The organism is Aminobacter sp. UC22_36 (assembly GCF_044056035.1).
In the GTDB taxonomy this organism is placed as follows: domain Bacteria; phylum Pseudomonadota; class Alphaproteobacteria; order Rhizobiales; family Rhizobiaceae; genus Aminobacter.
In genome coordinates this window covers 1,179,934-1,194,244 of sequence record NZ_CP171996.1, presented here as the reverse complement: position 1 = coordinate 1,194,244, position 14,311 = coordinate 1,179,934, and the positions used below count along the sequence as shown (strand labels likewise).

General features: G+C 59.6%; 25 protein-coding genes. 12 read left to right on the top strand and 13 right to left on the bottom strand.

Annotated features, from left to right (window positions below):
* Window positions 1-19: 19 nt before the first annotated feature.
* From ACHMW7_RS09085 to ACHMW7_RS09030, 12 genes are all read left to right on the top strand, one after another.
* Window positions 20-574, top strand: coding sequence for a hypothetical protein (locus tag ACHMW7_RS09085; RefSeq protein WP_395449940.1), 555 nt, complete (start codon window positions 20-22; stop codon window positions 572-574).
* 118 nt (window positions 575-692) lie between these two features.
* Window positions 693-938 (top strand): hypothetical protein, encoded by a 246-nt coding sequence (locus ACHMW7_RS09080; protein ID WP_395449939.1) that lies wholly within the window; start codon window positions 693-695, stop codon window positions 936-938.
* 90 nt (window positions 939-1,028) lie between these two features.
* A complete protein-coding gene (locus ACHMW7_RS09075; RefSeq protein ID WP_395449938.1) occupies window positions 1,029-1,232 on the top strand; it encodes a hypothetical protein in 204 nt (67 codons plus the stop codon).
* A 59-nt stretch (window positions 1,233-1,291) separates the two neighbouring features.
* Window positions 1,292-1,591, top strand: a complete 300-nt coding sequence (locus tag ACHMW7_RS09070; RefSeq protein WP_395449937.1) for a hypothetical protein — start codon at window positions 1,292-1,294, stop codon at window positions 1,589-1,591.
* A 129-nt stretch (window positions 1,592-1,720) separates the two neighbouring features.
* A complete protein-coding gene (locus ACHMW7_RS09065; RefSeq protein ID WP_395449936.1) occupies window positions 1,721-2,191 on the top strand; it encodes a hypothetical protein in 471 nt (156 codons plus the stop codon).
* A gap of 683 nt (window positions 2,192-2,874) precedes the next feature.
* Window positions 2,875-3,390, top strand: coding sequence for a hypothetical protein (locus ACHMW7_RS09060; protein WP_395449935.1), 516 nt, complete (start codon window positions 2,875-2,877; stop codon window positions 3,388-3,390).
* A 122-nt stretch (window positions 3,391-3,512) separates the two neighbouring features.
* Complete coding sequence (locus ACHMW7_RS09055; protein WP_395449934.1) at window positions 3,513-3,770, top strand: hypothetical protein; 258 nt, start codon at window positions 3,513-3,515, stop codon at window positions 3,768-3,770.
* Between the two features lie 322 nt (window positions 3,771-4,092).
* A complete protein-coding gene (locus ACHMW7_RS09050; protein WP_395449933.1) occupies window positions 4,093-4,515 on the top strand; it encodes a hypothetical protein in 423 nt (140 codons plus the stop codon).
* A gap of 137 nt (window positions 4,516-4,652) precedes the next feature.
* Window positions 4,653-4,790, top strand: coding sequence for a hypothetical protein (locus ACHMW7_RS09045; RefSeq protein ID WP_395449932.1), 138 nt, complete (start codon window positions 4,653-4,655; stop codon window positions 4,788-4,790).
* Between the two features lie 56 nt (window positions 4,791-4,846).
* The gene (locus ACHMW7_RS09040) at window positions 4,847-5,077 is read left to right on the top strand and encodes a hypothetical protein (RefSeq protein WP_395449931.1); all 231 of its coding nucleotides are present in this window, start codon (window positions 4,847-4,849) and stop codon (window positions 5,075-5,077) included.
* Window positions 5,074-5,307 (top strand): hypothetical protein, encoded by a 234-nt coding sequence (locus tag ACHMW7_RS09035; RefSeq protein WP_395449930.1) that lies wholly within the window; start codon window positions 5,074-5,076, stop codon window positions 5,305-5,307. Before ACHMW7_RS09040 ends, ACHMW7_RS09035 begins: the two co-directional genes overlap by 4 nt.
* A gap of 116 nt (window positions 5,308-5,423) precedes the next feature.
* A complete protein-coding gene (locus ACHMW7_RS09030) occupies window positions 5,424-5,696 on the top strand; it encodes a hypothetical protein (RefSeq protein WP_395449929.1) in 273 nt (90 codons plus the stop codon).
* Between the two features lie 579 nt (window positions 5,697-6,275).
* Here the strand turns inward: ACHMW7_RS09030 and ACHMW7_RS09025 are convergent.
* The 13 genes from ACHMW7_RS09025 to ACHMW7_RS08965 form a co-directional block, all read right to left on the bottom strand.
* A complete protein-coding gene (locus ACHMW7_RS09025) occupies window positions 6,276-6,632 on the bottom strand; it encodes a cupin domain-containing protein (protein WP_395449928.1) in 357 nt (118 codons plus the stop codon).
* 270 nt (window positions 6,633-6,902) lie between these two features.
* Window positions 6,903-7,496, bottom strand: a complete 594-nt coding sequence (locus ACHMW7_RS09020; protein ID WP_395449927.1) for a hypothetical protein — start codon at window positions 7,494-7,496, stop codon at window positions 6,903-6,905.
* Between the two features lie 74 nt (window positions 7,497-7,570).
* A complete protein-coding gene (locus ACHMW7_RS09015) occupies window positions 7,571-7,861 on the bottom strand; it encodes a DCL family protein (protein ID WP_395449926.1) in 291 nt (96 codons plus the stop codon).
* A 29-nt stretch (window positions 7,862-7,890) separates the two neighbouring features.
* On the bottom strand, window positions 7,891-9,816 hold the full coding sequence (locus ACHMW7_RS09010; RefSeq protein ID WP_395449925.1) for an AAA family ATPase: 1,926 nt from the start codon (window positions 9,814-9,816) through the stop codon (window positions 7,891-7,893).
* Window positions 9,803-10,324, bottom strand: coding sequence for an ABC-three component system middle component 5 (locus tag ACHMW7_RS09005; protein ID WP_395449924.1), 522 nt, complete (start codon window positions 10,322-10,324; stop codon window positions 9,803-9,805). Before ACHMW7_RS09005 ends, ACHMW7_RS09010 begins: the two co-directional genes overlap by 14 nt.
* A complete protein-coding gene (locus ACHMW7_RS09000; protein WP_395449923.1) occupies window positions 10,321-10,902 on the bottom strand; it encodes an ABC-three component system protein in 582 nt (193 codons plus the stop codon). The genes ACHMW7_RS09005 and ACHMW7_RS09000 overlap by 4 nt, the downstream gene beginning before the upstream one ends.
* Before the next feature lie 26 nt (window positions 10,903-10,928).
* Window positions 10,929-11,099: a hypothetical protein gene (locus ACHMW7_RS08995; RefSeq protein ID WP_395449922.1), complete on the bottom strand. Its 171-nt coding sequence runs from the start codon at window positions 11,097-11,099 to the stop codon at window positions 10,929-10,931.
* Window positions 11,100-11,456: 357 nt separating this feature from the next.
* Window positions 11,457-11,972: a hypothetical protein gene (locus tag ACHMW7_RS08990; protein ID WP_395449921.1), complete on the bottom strand. Its 516-nt coding sequence runs from the start codon at window positions 11,970-11,972 to the stop codon at window positions 11,457-11,459.
* Complete coding sequence (locus ACHMW7_RS08985) at window positions 11,969-12,244, bottom strand: hypothetical protein (RefSeq protein ID WP_395449920.1); 276 nt, start codon at window positions 12,242-12,244, stop codon at window positions 11,969-11,971. The genes ACHMW7_RS08990 and ACHMW7_RS08985 overlap by 4 nt, the downstream gene beginning before the upstream one ends.
* Window positions 12,241-12,615 carry a hypothetical protein gene (locus ACHMW7_RS08980; RefSeq protein WP_395449919.1) on the bottom strand — a complete coding sequence of 125 codons (375 nt, stop codon included), beginning with the start codon at window positions 12,613-12,615 and terminating at the stop codon, window positions 12,241-12,243. Before ACHMW7_RS08980 ends, ACHMW7_RS08985 begins: the two co-directional genes overlap by 4 nt.
* On the bottom strand, window positions 12,615-13,061 hold the full coding sequence (locus ACHMW7_RS08975; protein WP_395449918.1) for a hypothetical protein: 447 nt from the start codon (window positions 13,059-13,061) through the stop codon (window positions 12,615-12,617). Before ACHMW7_RS08975 ends, ACHMW7_RS08980 begins: the two co-directional genes overlap by 1 nt.
* Window positions 13,024-13,809 (bottom strand): YdaU family protein, encoded by a 786-nt coding sequence (locus ACHMW7_RS08970; RefSeq protein ID WP_395449917.1) that lies wholly within the window; start codon window positions 13,807-13,809, stop codon window positions 13,024-13,026. Before ACHMW7_RS08970 ends, ACHMW7_RS08975 begins: the two co-directional genes overlap by 38 nt.
* Window positions 13,806-14,267, bottom strand: coding sequence for a hypothetical protein (locus tag ACHMW7_RS08965; RefSeq protein ID WP_395449916.1), 462 nt, complete (start codon window positions 14,265-14,267; stop codon window positions 13,806-13,808). The genes ACHMW7_RS08970 and ACHMW7_RS08965 overlap by 4 nt, the downstream gene beginning before the upstream one ends.
* Window positions 14,268-14,311 lie beyond the last annotated feature (44 nt).

Below are 14,311 nucleotides of genomic sequence, written 5' to 3'. Positions count from 1 at the left end.
GTTTTTCAAGGGGGCTGACGTGGCCTGGGCAAAGAGGCGGCTTGGCAAGGCAGCCGCGATCCTGGCGATCGTCTGGGTGCTGCTTGGCCTGCTGCCGCTGTTTGCCAACATGCTCGGTACCGGTTTCTTGCCGTCGACCGAATGGGCGTCCGGCACGGGCACTTATGGCCTTGTTGCCGGCCTGGCAACGGCACTGCTGTTGCTCTGGGCAGTCCTGAAAGCCCCCAGGGATGAAAAGGACACCGACTTGCGGAGATTTGCCGGAGCAATCGCTGCTCTGCTGTTTGGCTTCCTGATCGGCAAGAGCGTCGTCGACGTGACCGGCCCGATGGCGATTGCCCTGGTCGCGGGCGACGAGACCGAGCTGCAGTTCAGTGTGCTCCGCGCTGACGGCAGCGGATCAAAAGGCTGTTATTCACCCGTGGAGCTGGAAGGCCTGCCCGCGTATTTCGACAGCGCCTGTGGCGTTCCCGAGGCCGTCAGGGACAGCCTGGCGCCGGGCATGCACATCATCCTGACAGGTCGCGGCACCAGCCTTGGCATCTTCGCCCGCCACATAAGGCGAGCCGATTGACCGGTCAGGCGCGCTGCTGCTTCAGTGCCACATCTTGTTGTTGCCGCGGCAGGCCGGGAGCTCATCTCGACAGGTGCCGAGAGTGATGGGAGGATGCGCGCCTCAACGGGGTGGGCAAATGGCGCGTGTCAGGCAGTTCTTCACCAACCTGTTTGTCAACTTGTTGATCGCGGTGGCTGTCGTCATCTCGATCGTCGCGATCCCGCTTTCCGTGGCGGCTTTCTTATTTACCGCTGCAACCGCGAATAGCGACCCGAACGAACAGTATGAGCCGGTCATCATGTTCGTCGTGATGATCGGCGTGATCGTGGGCGTCGTCGCGGCGTGGATGGTTTTCAGGAATCGACAAAGATCCATTCAGTAGATTTTCCACCGATTGGCGTTTGCTCATCCGGCCGGGGAACTCATCTCGACAGTTGCCGAGAGCGATGGGAGGATCCAACGGGAGGGGTGAATGGCACTCAAGACAATCGCTGTCGGGCAGCTTGATGGGTTCCAACTCGATGACAATGGCCGCCTTTATTGGAAGGGCGAAGCTGTCATCCTGGAAAAGAAGCTATTACTAGAAACGTACCAAGTCGTTCTACTCACCCTTGGAACCGTTGGAGCGTTGCTCGCGGGTGTCCATCCCTTCGGCGTCTCTTTCGGCTGGTGGTGAGGCCCCCTGGACCGCTCGCTTCCCACCCCGGCTTGGCACCGACGATAGATAGGCATCGAATGGCTTCTGAAGCTTCTATTTCATGGTTGTCAGTACTGGTGACGATCCTGTTTGTCATCTGTGCAGGATCTGCCCTGGCGTTTGTCGGCACGCTGGCAAATGTCATCTACCGGCTGCGGCCACTTGAAGATGAACGCCAGCTCAGTTGGATCGAGCGCATGCAGCGTCAAGGCGCTCGCACCGATCGCATGTGGGTCGGGCCCGAGTTTGCCAAAGAACGCAGGGTGATTGCCTGGTCTATCGCCGTCGTGATTGTAACAATGGCCCTCTCGGCACTAATCGCACCAGACGGGGTTTGATTAAAAGCCTCGCCTGCGCCGGTCGGCAGTGAGCCTCCGACCCCATTAAGCTGGCTGCAATACTGGATTCGACCTGACCGTCAAGATATGCCACAATATAGAGCATTCTGAGGCATCAGGAGCCTTACGATGATTACTTACGATACGTCTGAATTCATTGCAAAGATGTCGAAAAGTGATCTCCAGGACCCCGAAGACACGGTTATTTTGGGTTTGGTGAAGCCTGACGAAAAGAACCAGTCGGCGATATATTTCTCAAATTCCCTGTCATGTGATCGCTGGCTATCCATTCCCGCCGAGATCATAGAATCTGTCGACCACCTGCGGTCGGTCAGATGCGCAGATCACGAACATCCGCTGGTAAAGATCAGATTCAAGAAGCCGGATGAGGCGCGCCAAGATTTGGTTTTCTTGTTCAGCTTGATAACACAACAGCAAGCTGCGATCGCAGGCGCGATTAAGACATTAAAGACGTCAAGAAATTTCAGGGACGGCGTTAATACCGCTCCGAGCCGCACCTGTTTTATCCTCGAAATCGGAGGGAGCCTGGAAATCTGCTGCTGGGACGACAATACGATGGATTGCACAGGAATTGTGTAAAGCAAATCCGGCCAAGATTGCCGCTGCGGGACAGGGATGTGTCGGGTTCGTCGTCTGACCCGATAGAGGCAGGATTTGAACCTGCGTCCTCCAGCTTATGGGCCAAACGAGCGTTTCAGAAGGCCGCGTTCTACAAGATATTGCCGATGCCGATCTCTTATCAGCGCCGTGATGACGACCAGCGTCGTGCAAGCAAAGCCTGCGCCCACAAACCAACCTACAGGTCCCAAAAGCCAGCCGATGGTTGGAACCACGATGGCTAGAGCAACTATGGCACCAGCAATCCTGGAAATGAATGTGCGGCTTTCGATCATGGGGCGAAGCTAGACAGCTTCGCGACACTCGGCAATGTCGCCCCGCCTGCTTGACGAGCGCCCTTTGATCTACACCAGAATTGCAAAAGGGCCGCCGAAGCAGCCCTTGTCGACGCAATGCGCCATCTTGGTTCCTGTATGCCGCACACGGTTACCCGACGCAATCCCCTGCCCTGATCGACGGCGAGGTCAGGGAGTGTTGACCCTCACCGGCCACTGGAACGTCGTGTCATAGGAGACGCTGGACGCCCGCCAACCTATTGCCGCCGCGCGCCATCCTTGATTTCTGGCGCCGGGGTTTGGTTCAAAGCGGTGGGCAGTTTTCAAATAAGCTCACGACGATTGGCCTGAGCGCGCTGTTGTCTGGCTGTGCATCAGCAGATTGAACCAGCGCCGGGCAGCGAAGATGGTCGGGCGTGGCCAACACCGAAGCCGTTCGACAAAACACCGCAGCGCTGCGCGAGCTCATCGCCAAACTCGATCAGGTCAAAGGTCCATAACTATCGCTGCGATAGGCAGGTCGGCGACGAAGCGTTGCTGATCGTCAGCCTGATTGCCCCGGATGCCTTCAAAGCGGGATCAAGACGGCTGGCCCGCACGGCCGGGATTGAACGAATACCCGCTTCGCGCGTTGCAGAAGGTCAACCATCGAGCGAGGGGGCAGTCGTGAGCGGAATTGTTCCACGATTCATCTGTATCCAGGTGCCGAACGGATCGTGGCAGGTCTGGGACAATGCCGACGACCAGCCCGCGGCTCTTGGCAATACCGTGCTTGTCGAGCGTTCGTTTGAAAGCGCGACATCGGCGTGCTCGATCCTGAACCGGATCTACGACGGCGATCTTCAGCTTAAGCTGACATCTGGCAGCCCAACGTCCAGCCGATAAGTACTTTCCAGCTCACTGGCCTGGAGCCGCCGTCGCAGCGCTTCGGCTGCGCCAAGCCCTGCGCCATCCTGAAACGGAACCTTACGCTCCACCGCATGTTGTCTCAGCAGCAGGAGGCAATCATGCCCGACGAAAAAGCAATAACGACCCGCAAGCCAGCGCCAAACTATCGCGATCCCAATGACAGCGTCAGCCAAAAAGCCGCGGAGAACAGGAAGCCCGCCGACGGCAACACCGAGCCTGTCGACGAGACCAACGACAAGACGCGTCACGCCGACGGCCAGAACCCGCCAAACCCCGGCCAGCCCAACTTTGAAAAGCCAGGTGGCAGCGAGCAGCCAGGCTACCGCATGAAGCGCGCGCACTTCTGGCAATCTTGATGACGCTCCGGCTTTTGCGGCTGCCCTTTGATCTCCACACCAGAAACGCCAAGGGCCGCCGAAGCAGCCCTTTGCGACGCAATGCGCCATCTTGAAGACAGCAAGCCACATCAGCTTACCCGACGCAAGCCGGCCGTTCTGGATCCGACAGGCCGGCCAATGCCCGCTTTGCTCAGGCTTGAATGGCCCGGCCGCCGACCGGCTCGTTGCGTACGATCCGACGGTGACGACGAAAGTCACCGGCTCGACGAGCTGCCCTCAACAAACACGTCGCCCGGCGCGCCGGCGTCTCGCATCGAGGCAGCCCTGTCCCCGGAGAACCTTGCTCGAAAATGGCCTGCCGAACCAGGGCAACCCCCGCGCCATCCATGTTGCGGCAGCCTTGGCCTGGTTGCAGCGGCAGGATTTGAACCTGCGGCCTATGCGGCTGACGAGCTACCTGCTCCGTCCGAGCACCCCTGGACATTTGGACAGCCCCCGCCTATTCGGCATCGTCACCACAATCAGGGCGGGCCTATTGAGGTTACAGATGACCAAAGCGGCAATCAACGCGCCCACGCGCTCGGCTGGTGATCCGTTTTATCCAGCTGAATGTCGCCTGGCACTGGAGCCTTCATTCCAGAGCCTGGCGGACAAGGCGGTCGAAGCAGGTTGGACCCTGAGCGAAGTTTCCTTCACCATCATGATGTTGGCGGCCAAACAGCTCGAGCTCTGTCCCACCGAGGATCAATCGGCCGCCCACTGATGTCGCTGCCAGGCACATGACCGCCGCGGCCTCGGCACGACGGCTCTTGATGCCATGTCAGGGCCGGCAGGGGGTCTAGCGCGGAACCGATTGGGCTGTCGACGGTTGATTCCGGTCGTCTCAGAGGAGATGTCCGGATGGATAACAACACAGGCCTCTATGCCATGATGGTGGCTGTCGCTTTTGCGGTGGTTGCCCTGTTCGTCATCGGGTTCATGGACCGTGCGCGCGACCCTGCCCCCGTTCTGGAAGTCACCCAGCAGACGCTCAACTAGGGCCCGGCAGGATCGAATCGTTCGCTGGCGCGTTTAGGCGTTACGGGAGCGCGGCGATGAGCGCGATCATGTGGTTTGGCGCCTTGTTGGTGACGTGTGGCGTGGTGACGCTTGCACTCGCAGCCCTCCACCGCGGCCAGCTCAGCGACAGCCATGTCGACCCGATTGCCGGCCGCACGCTGGAGCCTCGGCGTCTGCGCGGAGGTGGGCGCAACTGGCCAGGCCTGGCGCTGATCGCCATGGGCGCCATCACACTTCTGATCGGGGCCTTCGCCTACCCACAATGAAAAACATCAACTCAGTCGATTTCAACGAACCCGCCACCTTCTTCGAGGACCGGCTGGGGCCGGGAATGGTGTTCGATCACCTTGCGCAGGCGCTGCGTCACGCCGTCAACATGCCCTTGGCCAAGCAGCATCACACGGCCAAGATCATCACCAGGTCCGGCGACCAATATGGCTGGGGCGAGATCAACGTCCTTCACGATCATCTCAGGGCCATGGACAGCAGGAGCTAAGGTGCCTGGCGGTGTTCGCTTTGGGCACGAAGAACCCCGGCTGGTCAGGCCGGCTGCGCCCGCTCGACAGGCGCTGATGGGAGGATGCGCGCCTCAACGGGACGGGCGAACAGCACATGGGGCTATTTTCGACGCTTTTTCGTTCATTGAAGATGGCAACCACCGGGACGGTTATCCGCCAGATTGACACGCCAATCTCAAATGGGCTCTGCACCCTGTCTTTACGCCTGAAGCGCGATAGCCAGGACAAACACTATGTCGTCCTCGCCGGCATCGCATCGGGAAACTACCAATATTTCCCGCTGGAACTGTCAGAGTTTTCTGATTTCGCCAGCGCAGTCGTCGCCATGAAAGCGTCGATTGCAGCCGACATCCGTCCACCGTCCTGATCGCTTGGCAGTTCTCAAATGAGCTCGATGTCGAAGGTCGCACTTACGGGCCGTCAGAGCGACTTTGATCGAGATGGGATCTCCTTGGAGCCGACGGACGAGACCGACTTGCCCCACCCGTTGGTGATGGACGTGTTTTACTCCGACGTCTCACAATCCTTTGCCTTGACCGCGTTCCGCGAGGCCATCCCGCTAGAGCTGGCCGATGCTTTGATCTCGAAAGCACGAACTCGCCTGCCACCTGCGGGAACCTGGCCGACTCGTGGTTGCAGGGGCAGGATTTGAACTTCCCAATATGTGGCGCGCTGCCGGGCGTTGATCATCTGTTTGATGGCTCCGCCCGCCTGCAGCAGATGCAGCGCTGAAACAAAACAGGGCGGCCAAAGCAGCCCTTTTCGACGCCAAGCGTCATCTTGATACGGCAAGCCACATCGGCTTACCCGACGCATTACCTGACGCTGGCCCGGCCGTCCGATGCGCTGGCCGCTTTGCCCCGGGCTTGAATGGCCCGGGCGCCGGCGCATGCGCTTGTTACGATCCGCCCCTGTTACGATCCGCCCCTGTTACGATCCGCCCCTGTTACGATCCGAGGGTGACGACGAAGTGTTTTGTCACCGGCTCGACGATCTTCCAGGTGCCCTTGAAGTCGGCTTCGACGACAAACGCGTCGCCCGGCCCGACCTCGACGGGTGCGCCACCGTCCGGCGTGATGATAATGCGGCCGGCAATCATGTGGACGAATTCGTAATCGCTGTAGCTGGCGTGGTAGGTGCCAGGCGTCGCCTGCCATGTGCCCGACAACACCTTGCCATCCGCAGTCGTGTGCTGGACGGCGGTCTTCATCGTCGGCTTGCCTTCGACCACCACCCAACCGGGCAGATCATTGGCGTCGGCGTTTTCCACCTTGCCGAATTTGACGACAGTCGCGCGTGCCATGGTCGGTTCCTCCCATTACCATCAGACACGTTTCAATAGCGGATGCCTCAGTTTCAGGCAACTTAGTTTCCTCAGATGGAAACTTGGCCATGCGCGCCCGGCGCGCGGTCTGAGATTTTGCCGCTGCGCCGAAGATCAGCTGAAACAATCGCCGAGCCAAGGGATGGCAGCTTCGCGCCGCATGTTGGACCTAGACCAGGTTACGGTGGCGTGCCAAAAGCGGACGTACAAAAGCACAGGTTCTAGGGGCGGATTTGCACCAGGACGCCGTCAAGCGGCTAGATCGTCAAACTTTCTGACGAAGGCCTCTTGGAGCGATGCGTCGGCCGTCAACGCCATGCCGTAATCGTCGATGTAGCCTTCGATACTGGTCTGGAAGCTATCGCGATAGACGATTTTCTTGTGACAATCGACCGGAACTGCGCCGGTGACCCATATGATCCAGCCATCCTTCGTTCTGGCCTCGTGCAGGAGCGCACAACGAACGTTGCTGTAAAAATCCTCCGCTTCCGCTTCAGAAAACACCTTGTCGAAGGGTGCGGTCTGGAACAGGAAATCTACAAAAAGTTTCCGGCTGTTTTGATATTCGTGCGGAGGCTGGGCGTTCTTGTGCCTATACTTTTTCCCAGCACGCGTCGCCGCAAGAAACTCGATCAGCGCGCACTGAATCGAAACGATGGTGAAGCCTTCGCCTTCCCACGCGCCCTTATCCTGCACCATCCCTATAGGCCCGAGATAACGGCTCCGCAGTCTGGCTAGAAGATAGGTGTCGAAGGCTTCCGCCCAAACATTGGCGTCGCCGCCAGGCACGAGAAGCTTGGCAAATTTCGTCCAGTCATCTTTCGTCTTGCCAGGAGCGATCAACTCGGACCGAGCTCTGGTAGCGGCACCAGTTAGGCTCAACGCTGATCTCTTGACTGGCTGCACAGTCATGGTCGCTACACGCAGCTCTTGTAAGAAAACCGCTCCTCGGAGCCGTCTATCCGCAATATCCAAAAGCACTGAGTTCCATAGTCGGCCGACCGCACATCAAAGCTGCGTACGCCCGGTCCGATCTTGGTGCTGGCCTCAGGGTGACGTTTCAGCGCTTCTGCGAGAAACACCCCATCAGCCGCGCTTACAGCGTCCCCCGGGCGATAGCGATTGAGCATGACCTTCATGAATTCCAGCGCATCTGTCTTCCGTTCAAACTGGTGTCCTGCGATCTCAACGGATTGTGCGTTCGCCATCTACGTCTCCTAGGCTTGCTCAGAGCCATTTACCTGCGCGGAAGAAAACCTAGCGTGCCCTGCTCTCGCGTTGAATGCCTCCCAACAAACAGCTCGGGCCTTATGCCAGGCCAAGGCATTGCAGTGGCAAGGATGATCTGGTGCTCGACCGGCGCCCGGTCGGAAATGGCGATCACCTGCTTCTGGAAGTTGTGACTTCGTGCCTGCTCAATCCCCTTGTCCTCAGTGATATCGATGATGAGGAATCGAGGATGGCGGAACTGCCGATCATAAAGGGCAGCCTTGAGGAAGCCCACCAGAAACGCGGCCTTGAGCACGACGCGAGAACTCGCAGAGAAATAGGTGTGCTCATCTACCGTGATCGTGTTTTTCGCGAATGAGAATTGCACATGCTCCGGATTCTCGAAGGAATCCTGGCGCTTCAGATCGCCACGAAGTAATTCGATGATGTTCTTTTCAATGCTGGCCTTTGCGGTCCGAAGGCGATCGGTCTGGCTGAGTTGCAGGCCACTGATGCGAGTGCCTAGCGCCTGAATGTCCTGATCCAGCTGCGACTTTCTGGCCGATAGATCGCCGATTTTGTTGGCAAGTTTCACTTGCGCTTCGATGTCCTCGATCGATTTGTCGATGTAACCGAGCCTTCGCTGCAGCTCGCGAATTTCCTCGCGGGCTTTAGATGTTGGCACCGAACTGAGATCCGCCAGTTCCTTTGCCTTAAGCCGCCAAGCTCCTTGCAGCGCGTCCAGTTGAACCTGATGGGTTTTGAGACGCTCGGCTCTGATGTCTTGCAGACGCTCGGACTGTTTTACTTGTATCGAAAGCTCGTTGATTATCCCGACAACCCGCTCTCGCGCACGTTCCGTGTCGAGCGGCGTCTTGCAAAGATGGCACGCTTCAACCTCATGGTCGTGATCAACGACCTCAGCATAGCACGCCGGGCATGTTCCAAAGCGAACAGTGCCAACGACCTCGGCGGCAAGGTCAGCGTCGCGCAAAGCCTCAAGACGTGCGTTTAGGGTTCTTATGAAGGCAGCCGAATCCGAGAGCTCGAACTCCACGGAATCCACGTCGGCCTGCTTCTGGCGGATGTCCACCTGCAGCTTTTGTACCTGTTTATAGACTTCCCTCTGGGCCTGAAGTGTAAACTTGTCAGACGACTGACTGGAATAGAACGCTTCCTCGGCTACCAGGAGTTGGGCTGAGGCAGCATCACGTTCTTCGACCAACCGTTTGCGGCGTTGCTCAATCCAATCGAGAGTCATGCTCTCGTCGCCACCACCAACGACCCTGAATATGCTCTTCAGTTCAGCGGACGCTTCTGTAAAGTCGCGTTCCTTCGTTCGCTTCAGCTGCTGCAGTTCATAGATTTCAGTGTCGAACGCACCGCATAGCAGGTTCCCTACAGCTTCACGCAGGTTCTCAGGATCGTAGCCCTCAAACCGGAAGAGGCTCTCGGTCGGCGAGAGTTGATCGGCATAGAGAAGACGGAGAATCTGATGAATTGTGATGCTGGACGTGCCTTCCACCGCGACGTCTGGCATGTCGAGAAGGCGATAGATTGCCTGGGAGAAACTCTCCTGGTTCTTTGATCGAGCGTAGGGGTATCGGTGCCACGCCTCGATCGGAGCCGAAACAGCTTGCTCATAGCGCCCGCCAAAGATCTCCATCGCAGATTGTGACGCGACATCTATCTGACGACGAAGGACGGCCGGCTTGCCATTAAACTCCGCCTCCAGCCATACATACTCGCACAACAGCGCATGCTCACTCCAGGCAGAGCGGTCGAGATCGCCGCCTAGCCCAAAGAAAAGAAAGTTCATAATTGTCGATTTGCCCGAGGAGTTGTCCCCCCGGATCACGTTGACGCCCGTATGAAACGCCTCGTCGTATAGGATCGAGGCTCCGCGCTTCACAACAAGGCGCTTAACGATGAGACAGGGATCATACCGAGTCATATCGGTACTCCAATAGCCCTGTCCTGTCCTTCAGCCCGTCACGGCCTCCGAGGGGGTAACGCGCCTTGATCTGACACAGAATGTCGACGACGTCCTTCATCTGGGTGTTCAGTTCTGAGCAGCGCAACGCCACTGTTGCTGCACGCGCATCCGTCGTAAATCTAACCTCGTTCAAGTCCCATGCATCGGAATCCAGCTGGCCACTGCGGACGAGGCTAGCAGCCGCGGCCCTTTGGAAAGGCTCCATCCGGGCAAAGATGGTGCTGTCATCCGGCATCGCGCCGTACGGAGCCTGGTTTTCATAGGATTTGCTTATCTTTCTCCAACCCGTATCGCTCGAGAAAAGCTTCATCGCTTGTAGCCGGAATGGAAAGAGAAGATAAAAGTCCAAGATGCGCAGAGTGTCGAACGGCAAATTGCCGCTGAGATCGCAAGCGAGGTGCAGCCTCAGGAATCTGAAGACTGCATGATAGGGGTCGAAGGCCTCGTTGTAAGTGAGTTGCATCATGCCGCCACCGCGCCCTGATGCCACTTGATGAAACACTGTTCCGCCAGCCAGTACACCATACCCTGAACCAAATTATGGTTCACCGACATCAAATCTCCGCCGCATTCTTCGACAATCGGATTCACAATTCGGTCGATCACAAGCGCATTTATTTCTTCTGGAGTCCTTTTCGGGATCTGATTAAAAATTACCTGAGTAAACTCGTTTTCGGCCCTAGCGAGGATGTGAACGAAAATCTGCTGAGCCGATGAATATAGAGACCATCGCTCCAGCATCTTCGCGAACATTTCTTTCTTCTCGATCGCCTCATCATAATAATCAAAACGCCCGCTCGCTTTGAGTTTGGCTTCGAGTTCGTCAACCCCATCGGCGGCGCGGCGGGTATGGTATCGCGCCAACTCGTCCATGGTCGTCTGGGTCTGTTCGTTGCAGTCGTACTGCTCCTTCAGTCTAAGAAGCAGTTTTTCAACCACACCCTTTTTAGGTTCGAAGTTGTAGTAGTCACGACCTGCAATGCCACCGCCTGCTTGGGCGCCTTGCTGGTTGGAAATCGTGCCCTCTTGGGTCGCAATCTTCATGGATGTGATGTCATGCCGTCAGCAAGCTAACGCTTGTCCCGGCCAGCAATGTCTCCACCGGCACGCGCACCGGACTGATCAGTCGCGGTACCATGGCGGTCAGCGCGCACGTTCTTGGTGAAATGGAAGGTCAACAGAGAGCCGCCGATCGCGCCTGCAAGCAAACCGCCAAGAAAATTCCAAAGATCAAAAGCCATTTGATTCCCCCCAAAGTCCACTACTGATTAGATTTGCCCGCCTTCTTGCCTCATAGCAACAGTTTAGAGTTGTGCACCGCATCAAGCGGCCGACCTGGCCGCGAGAGTTATGCGCCTCGGATCGAAACGGGCACCATGCCCGGCTGAACGGTCGCGTCCAGGACAGTTTTTCATGCGACACTGAGTCGGCGACACGCGGCGCATCCGCAGCTTCTGCAGGTTGTCGCGCACACGCTGGATCGCACTTTCTGGTAGACAGAGAGTACCCAGCCAAGCCGAACGGCCGCTTCTCGCATTCGTCGCCCGGAGGCCGCCAGTCCGCTCCCGTCCCCACTGCTGGCCAGCCCCGCCCCCCCCTCACCCATCCACCCGCCGCCTCGCCGTCTGGAGCCCCCACATCGCCGCGAGGTCGTCGAGGTCGGCGCGCAGATTGTCGGCCATGGTCAGCCTTTCGCGTTTGTGCGGGGTGATCTCGGCCAGCGCCCGGCCTTCGGCGCAGACAAGCTGCAGCACCTGGTAGCCGCGTTGGCCGACGAGGGCGCGGCAGCGGGTGAGCTCGTTGGCGGCGATGAGGCGGGTGGCGATCGGGTCGCTGCGGCCGCCGTCGACGCGGTCCATCGCATAATCGAGGCTCGGCACGGCACCACCGGCCTTTTCCCAACAGGCGCGGAAGCGGTCCGCCGCCTCTTTTTGCGAGCGCGCCAGGAAGCCGCGGGCAAACAGTGTTTCAACGGCACTTTCCCTGATGTTCTTGTCGGCTGCGATGACGCGCGGAAACGCCTTTTCGCCGTCACGCGCCGGCCGCCAGTCGGGGTTTTCGACCTCGACCCGGACCAGCGGGCTCACCGGCTTGTGCTTCTTGACCTTGCTCATGCGCGCTCCACCACGATTGGCTTCTTGCCTGGTCGAAACAGCCGCTCGGCACTGGCCCGGGCGACGGAGGCCTTGTCGCTGAAACCGCGGATCGTGCCGTTGAGGTGTTTTTCCTGGGCCTGGTAGGCGGCGATCAGCGCCTTTTCCCTGGAGGGGAAACCGGCCGGCTGCTCACCCTTCATCACCGGCCAGTAATCGGCCTTGTGGCTGTAGCGAACCAGCGCGCGCCAGGCGCCGTCGCGCCATTCCGCTTTGGCATGGAAGTGGTTCATGGCTTGTCTCCCAGGATCGACACCCGGGCAAGGCTGATCTTCTTGACGCCCACCGCTTTGCCAAAGTGGAAACGTCCGGGGATCGGATCGCCAAAGACAAAAGCGGTGAGGCCGCGCGTATCCCGCGGGATTTCGGCCAGGCGCGCCGCGATGTCGGCGTTTGTCGCGGCGCGCGCGCCGGCAAGCAGCTCGTTGCGCTTTGCGCTTTTCTGCCACTGGCGCTTGGCGCGATATGCGGGATCGGTGCGGCTGTGGATGGTGTCGGGCGACAGCTTAAACACCGCACCGATCTGGGCATAGGTCATGCCGGTTTCGCGCATGCGGCTGGCAAGCGCCAGATCCCAGGCCAGGGGCGTGGCGTGCTGGTTCATCACGCGGCCCTCCCAAGCTGGGCCAGGATGTCGTCGGCCACCGGCACGCTCCAGCTCTTTGCCAGCGCAATCAGCGCGGCGAGCCCGTTGCGTTCGGCCTCGGCCAGAAGGTCGGCACGGCCGTTGCGGATCGCCGCCTGCAGCAGCGGCAGCTTGAGGCACATGCGGGCGCGCTCGTCCGACTTCGGCTCGCGCCGCAGCGGCCGGTGTGGTGCTGCCAGGACCTTGCGGCCACGATGCGGCAAGACGGCGGCGATGCGGCGCGCTTCCTGGACGAACTCGGCCACCGACGGCGCAAACACCTTGTTCTGGCCCAACACCTCGCCCGTGGTGAAGCGCTGTGCGGCCTCGACGACCGCCGGCGACGGCACCCCTGAAAGCACCGCCTCATAGGTCTGCATCGTCAGGTCAGGGTTGCCTGATGTCTGGGGGAAGGAATTCAACATTGCGGTGATTGCCAAATAGGCTTTCTGGTCCATCGGAGGCTCCTGCAAATCTGTCCATTGCGACGTCGACGAAGCTGCGCTTGCGCTGCGGCGGCGAGCGCGGGCGGCGCTCGGCGGCATGGCGGCACCAGTTGCGCCAGGTCGCGGCCCAATCGAGCTTGACGCCCTTCTGTCCGGCTTGCGAAATCCAGTAGTCGCGGAACTTTTCCGCCTCGCGCCCGGCCTCGTCGAGGGAAAGCCCGGCCTTGTGGGCATCGGCCATGTCGGGGCAAAAATCCGGCCTCAGCCGGCAGCCGCGCTTTTTGGAAGAACCGGCCGGTTCTTGTTTTTCGGTTCTGGCATCTGGCTTCTGGCTGGCAGTGCCAGGGCATGGCGGCGGCATAACATCGGCAGCGGCGGACGCTTGATCGTGCTGGCTTTTCTGCCACCTGGCGCTGGCTGCCTGTTTTCCTGCCGCCGACTTTTCCTGGCGGTAGATACCTTCTTTTTCGACACGCCTGTTCCACAACCCACCGGCAACGCGGCTGATCTTGCCCTCTGCAACAAGGGTCTCCAGCACCGTCTTGAACGTCGCGTTCGAGGCGCCGCACAGTCTGGCCAGGCGCGCATGATCTTCCGGCACCGCTTCGCCACGCTCATACATCGACGCCACCAGCGTGATGTAGATGCCGGTTTCAGCCGCACTCATGCCGCGCGTGCCGGCAAGCCAGTCCGAGGCAAAGAAGCGGACCCAGGGCATCTCGCTCATGCCGCCTCACCCGGCTGGATCAGCACGACGCAAGCCGGGCCGTGCTCGGCCCATTCCAGCGACAGCCGGCGCACGCTGCCTTCGATCAGGCCGTGGGCCCAAAGCGTGTCGAGGATGCATGTGGCGAGCGTGCCCAGGTCGCACGCCGCCCTGTCGGGTGCGACAAGGCGGACATAGACCGACACCTCGCCCTTGACCGGCCGCTGCCCGGCAATGGCTGCCGCCGCCTCGCTTGTCCAGGCCTGGTGGCGCAAGGTAGGCCTCACGGCGCTGACGCGTTGCGGCACCGGAAAAGGCAGCTCGAGCCGGGTCATGGCGCCGCCGTTGCTGCGCCGGCGACCTTGTGCATCCGTGCCGGGCCCTTCGGCCCGTTTGCCCGGTGCGTGTTTTGCCCTGACACCAGCTGTGCCGGTGCCGGCCCGGGCGCGGATCGCGCCCCTCTCGATTTGATGTTCCATGCGCCGAATATGGAAAACTCATAGACCGCTGTCAATGAGTTTTC

What these genes read in the sequence shown, in the direction of transcription:
- ACHMW7_RS09080 (WP_395449939.1), top strand. Translation starts at nt 693, where the DNA reads ATGGCGCGTGTCAGGCAGTTCTTCACCAACCTGTTTGTCAACTTGTTG.
- ACHMW7_RS09075 (WP_395449938.1), top strand. Translation starts at nt 1,029, where the DNA reads ATGGCACTCAAGACAATCGCTGTCGGGCAGCTTGATGGGTTCCAACTC.
- ACHMW7_RS09070 (WP_395449937.1), top strand. Translation starts at nt 1,292, where the DNA reads ATGGCTTCTGAAGCTTCTATTTCATGGTTGTCAGTACTGGTGACGATC.
- ACHMW7_RS09065 (WP_395449936.1), top strand. Translation starts at nt 1,721, where the DNA reads ATGATTACTTACGATACGTCTGAATTCATTGCAAAGATGTCGAAAAGT.
- ACHMW7_RS09055 (WP_395449934.1), top strand. Translation starts at nt 3,513, where the DNA reads ATGCCCGACGAAAAAGCAATAACGACCCGCAAGCCAGCGCCAAACTAT.
- ACHMW7_RS09045 (WP_395449932.1), top strand. Translation starts at nt 4,653, where the DNA reads ATGGATAACAACACAGGCCTCTATGCCATGATGGTGGCTGTCGCTTTT.
- ACHMW7_RS09040 (WP_395449931.1), top strand. Translation starts at nt 4,847, where the DNA reads ATGAGCGCGATCATGTGGTTTGGCGCCTTGTTGGTGACGTGTGGCGTG.
- ACHMW7_RS09035 (WP_395449930.1), top strand. Translation starts at nt 5,074, where the DNA reads ATGAAAAACATCAACTCAGTCGATTTCAACGAACCCGCCACCTTCTTC.
- ACHMW7_RS09030 (WP_395449929.1), top strand. Translation starts at nt 5,424, where the DNA reads ATGGGGCTATTTTCGACGCTTTTTCGTTCATTGAAGATGGCAACCACC.
- ACHMW7_RS09025 (WP_395449928.1), bottom strand. Translation starts at nt 6,632, where the DNA reads ATGGCACGCGCGACTGTCGTCAAATTCGGCAAGGTGGAAAACGCCGAC.
- ACHMW7_RS09015 (WP_395449926.1), bottom strand. Translation starts at nt 7,861, where the DNA reads ATGGCGAACGCACAATCCGTTGAGATCGCAGGACACCAGTTTGAACGG.
- ACHMW7_RS09010 (WP_395449925.1), bottom strand. Translation starts at nt 9,816, where the DNA reads ATGACTCGGTATGATCCCTGTCTCATCGTTAAGCGCCTTGTTGTGAAG.
- ACHMW7_RS09005 (WP_395449924.1), bottom strand. Translation starts at nt 10,324, where the DNA reads ATGATGCAACTCACTTACAACGAGGCCTTCGACCCCTATCATGCAGTC.
- ACHMW7_RS09000 (WP_395449923.1), bottom strand. Translation starts at nt 10,902, where the DNA reads ATGAAGATTGCGACCCAAGAGGGCACGATTTCCAACCAGCAAGGCGCC.
- ACHMW7_RS08995 (WP_395449922.1), bottom strand. Translation starts at nt 11,099, where the DNA reads ATGGCTTTTGATCTTTGGAATTTTCTTGGCGGTTTGCTTGCAGGCGCG.
- ACHMW7_RS08990 (WP_395449921.1), bottom strand. Translation starts at nt 11,972, where the DNA reads ATGAGCAAGGTCAAGAAGCACAAGCCGGTGAGCCCGCTGGTCCGGGTC.
- ACHMW7_RS08985 (WP_395449920.1), bottom strand. Translation starts at nt 12,244, where the DNA reads ATGAACCACTTCCATGCCAAAGCGGAATGGCGCGACGGCGCCTGGCGC.
- ACHMW7_RS08980 (WP_395449919.1), bottom strand. Translation starts at nt 12,615, where the DNA reads ATGAACCAGCACGCCACGCCCCTGGCCTGGGATCTGGCGCTTGCCAGC.
- ACHMW7_RS08975 (WP_395449918.1), bottom strand. Translation starts at nt 13,061, where the DNA reads ATGTTGAATTCCTTCCCCCAGACATCAGGCAACCCTGACCTGACGATG.
- ACHMW7_RS08970 (WP_395449917.1), bottom strand. Translation starts at nt 13,809, where the DNA reads ATGAGCGAGATGCCCTGGGTCCGCTTCTTTGCCTCGGACTGGCTTGCC.
- ACHMW7_RS08965 (WP_395449916.1), bottom strand. Translation starts at nt 14,267, where the DNA reads ATGGAACATCAAATCGAGAGGGGCGCGATCCGCGCCCGGGCCGGCACC.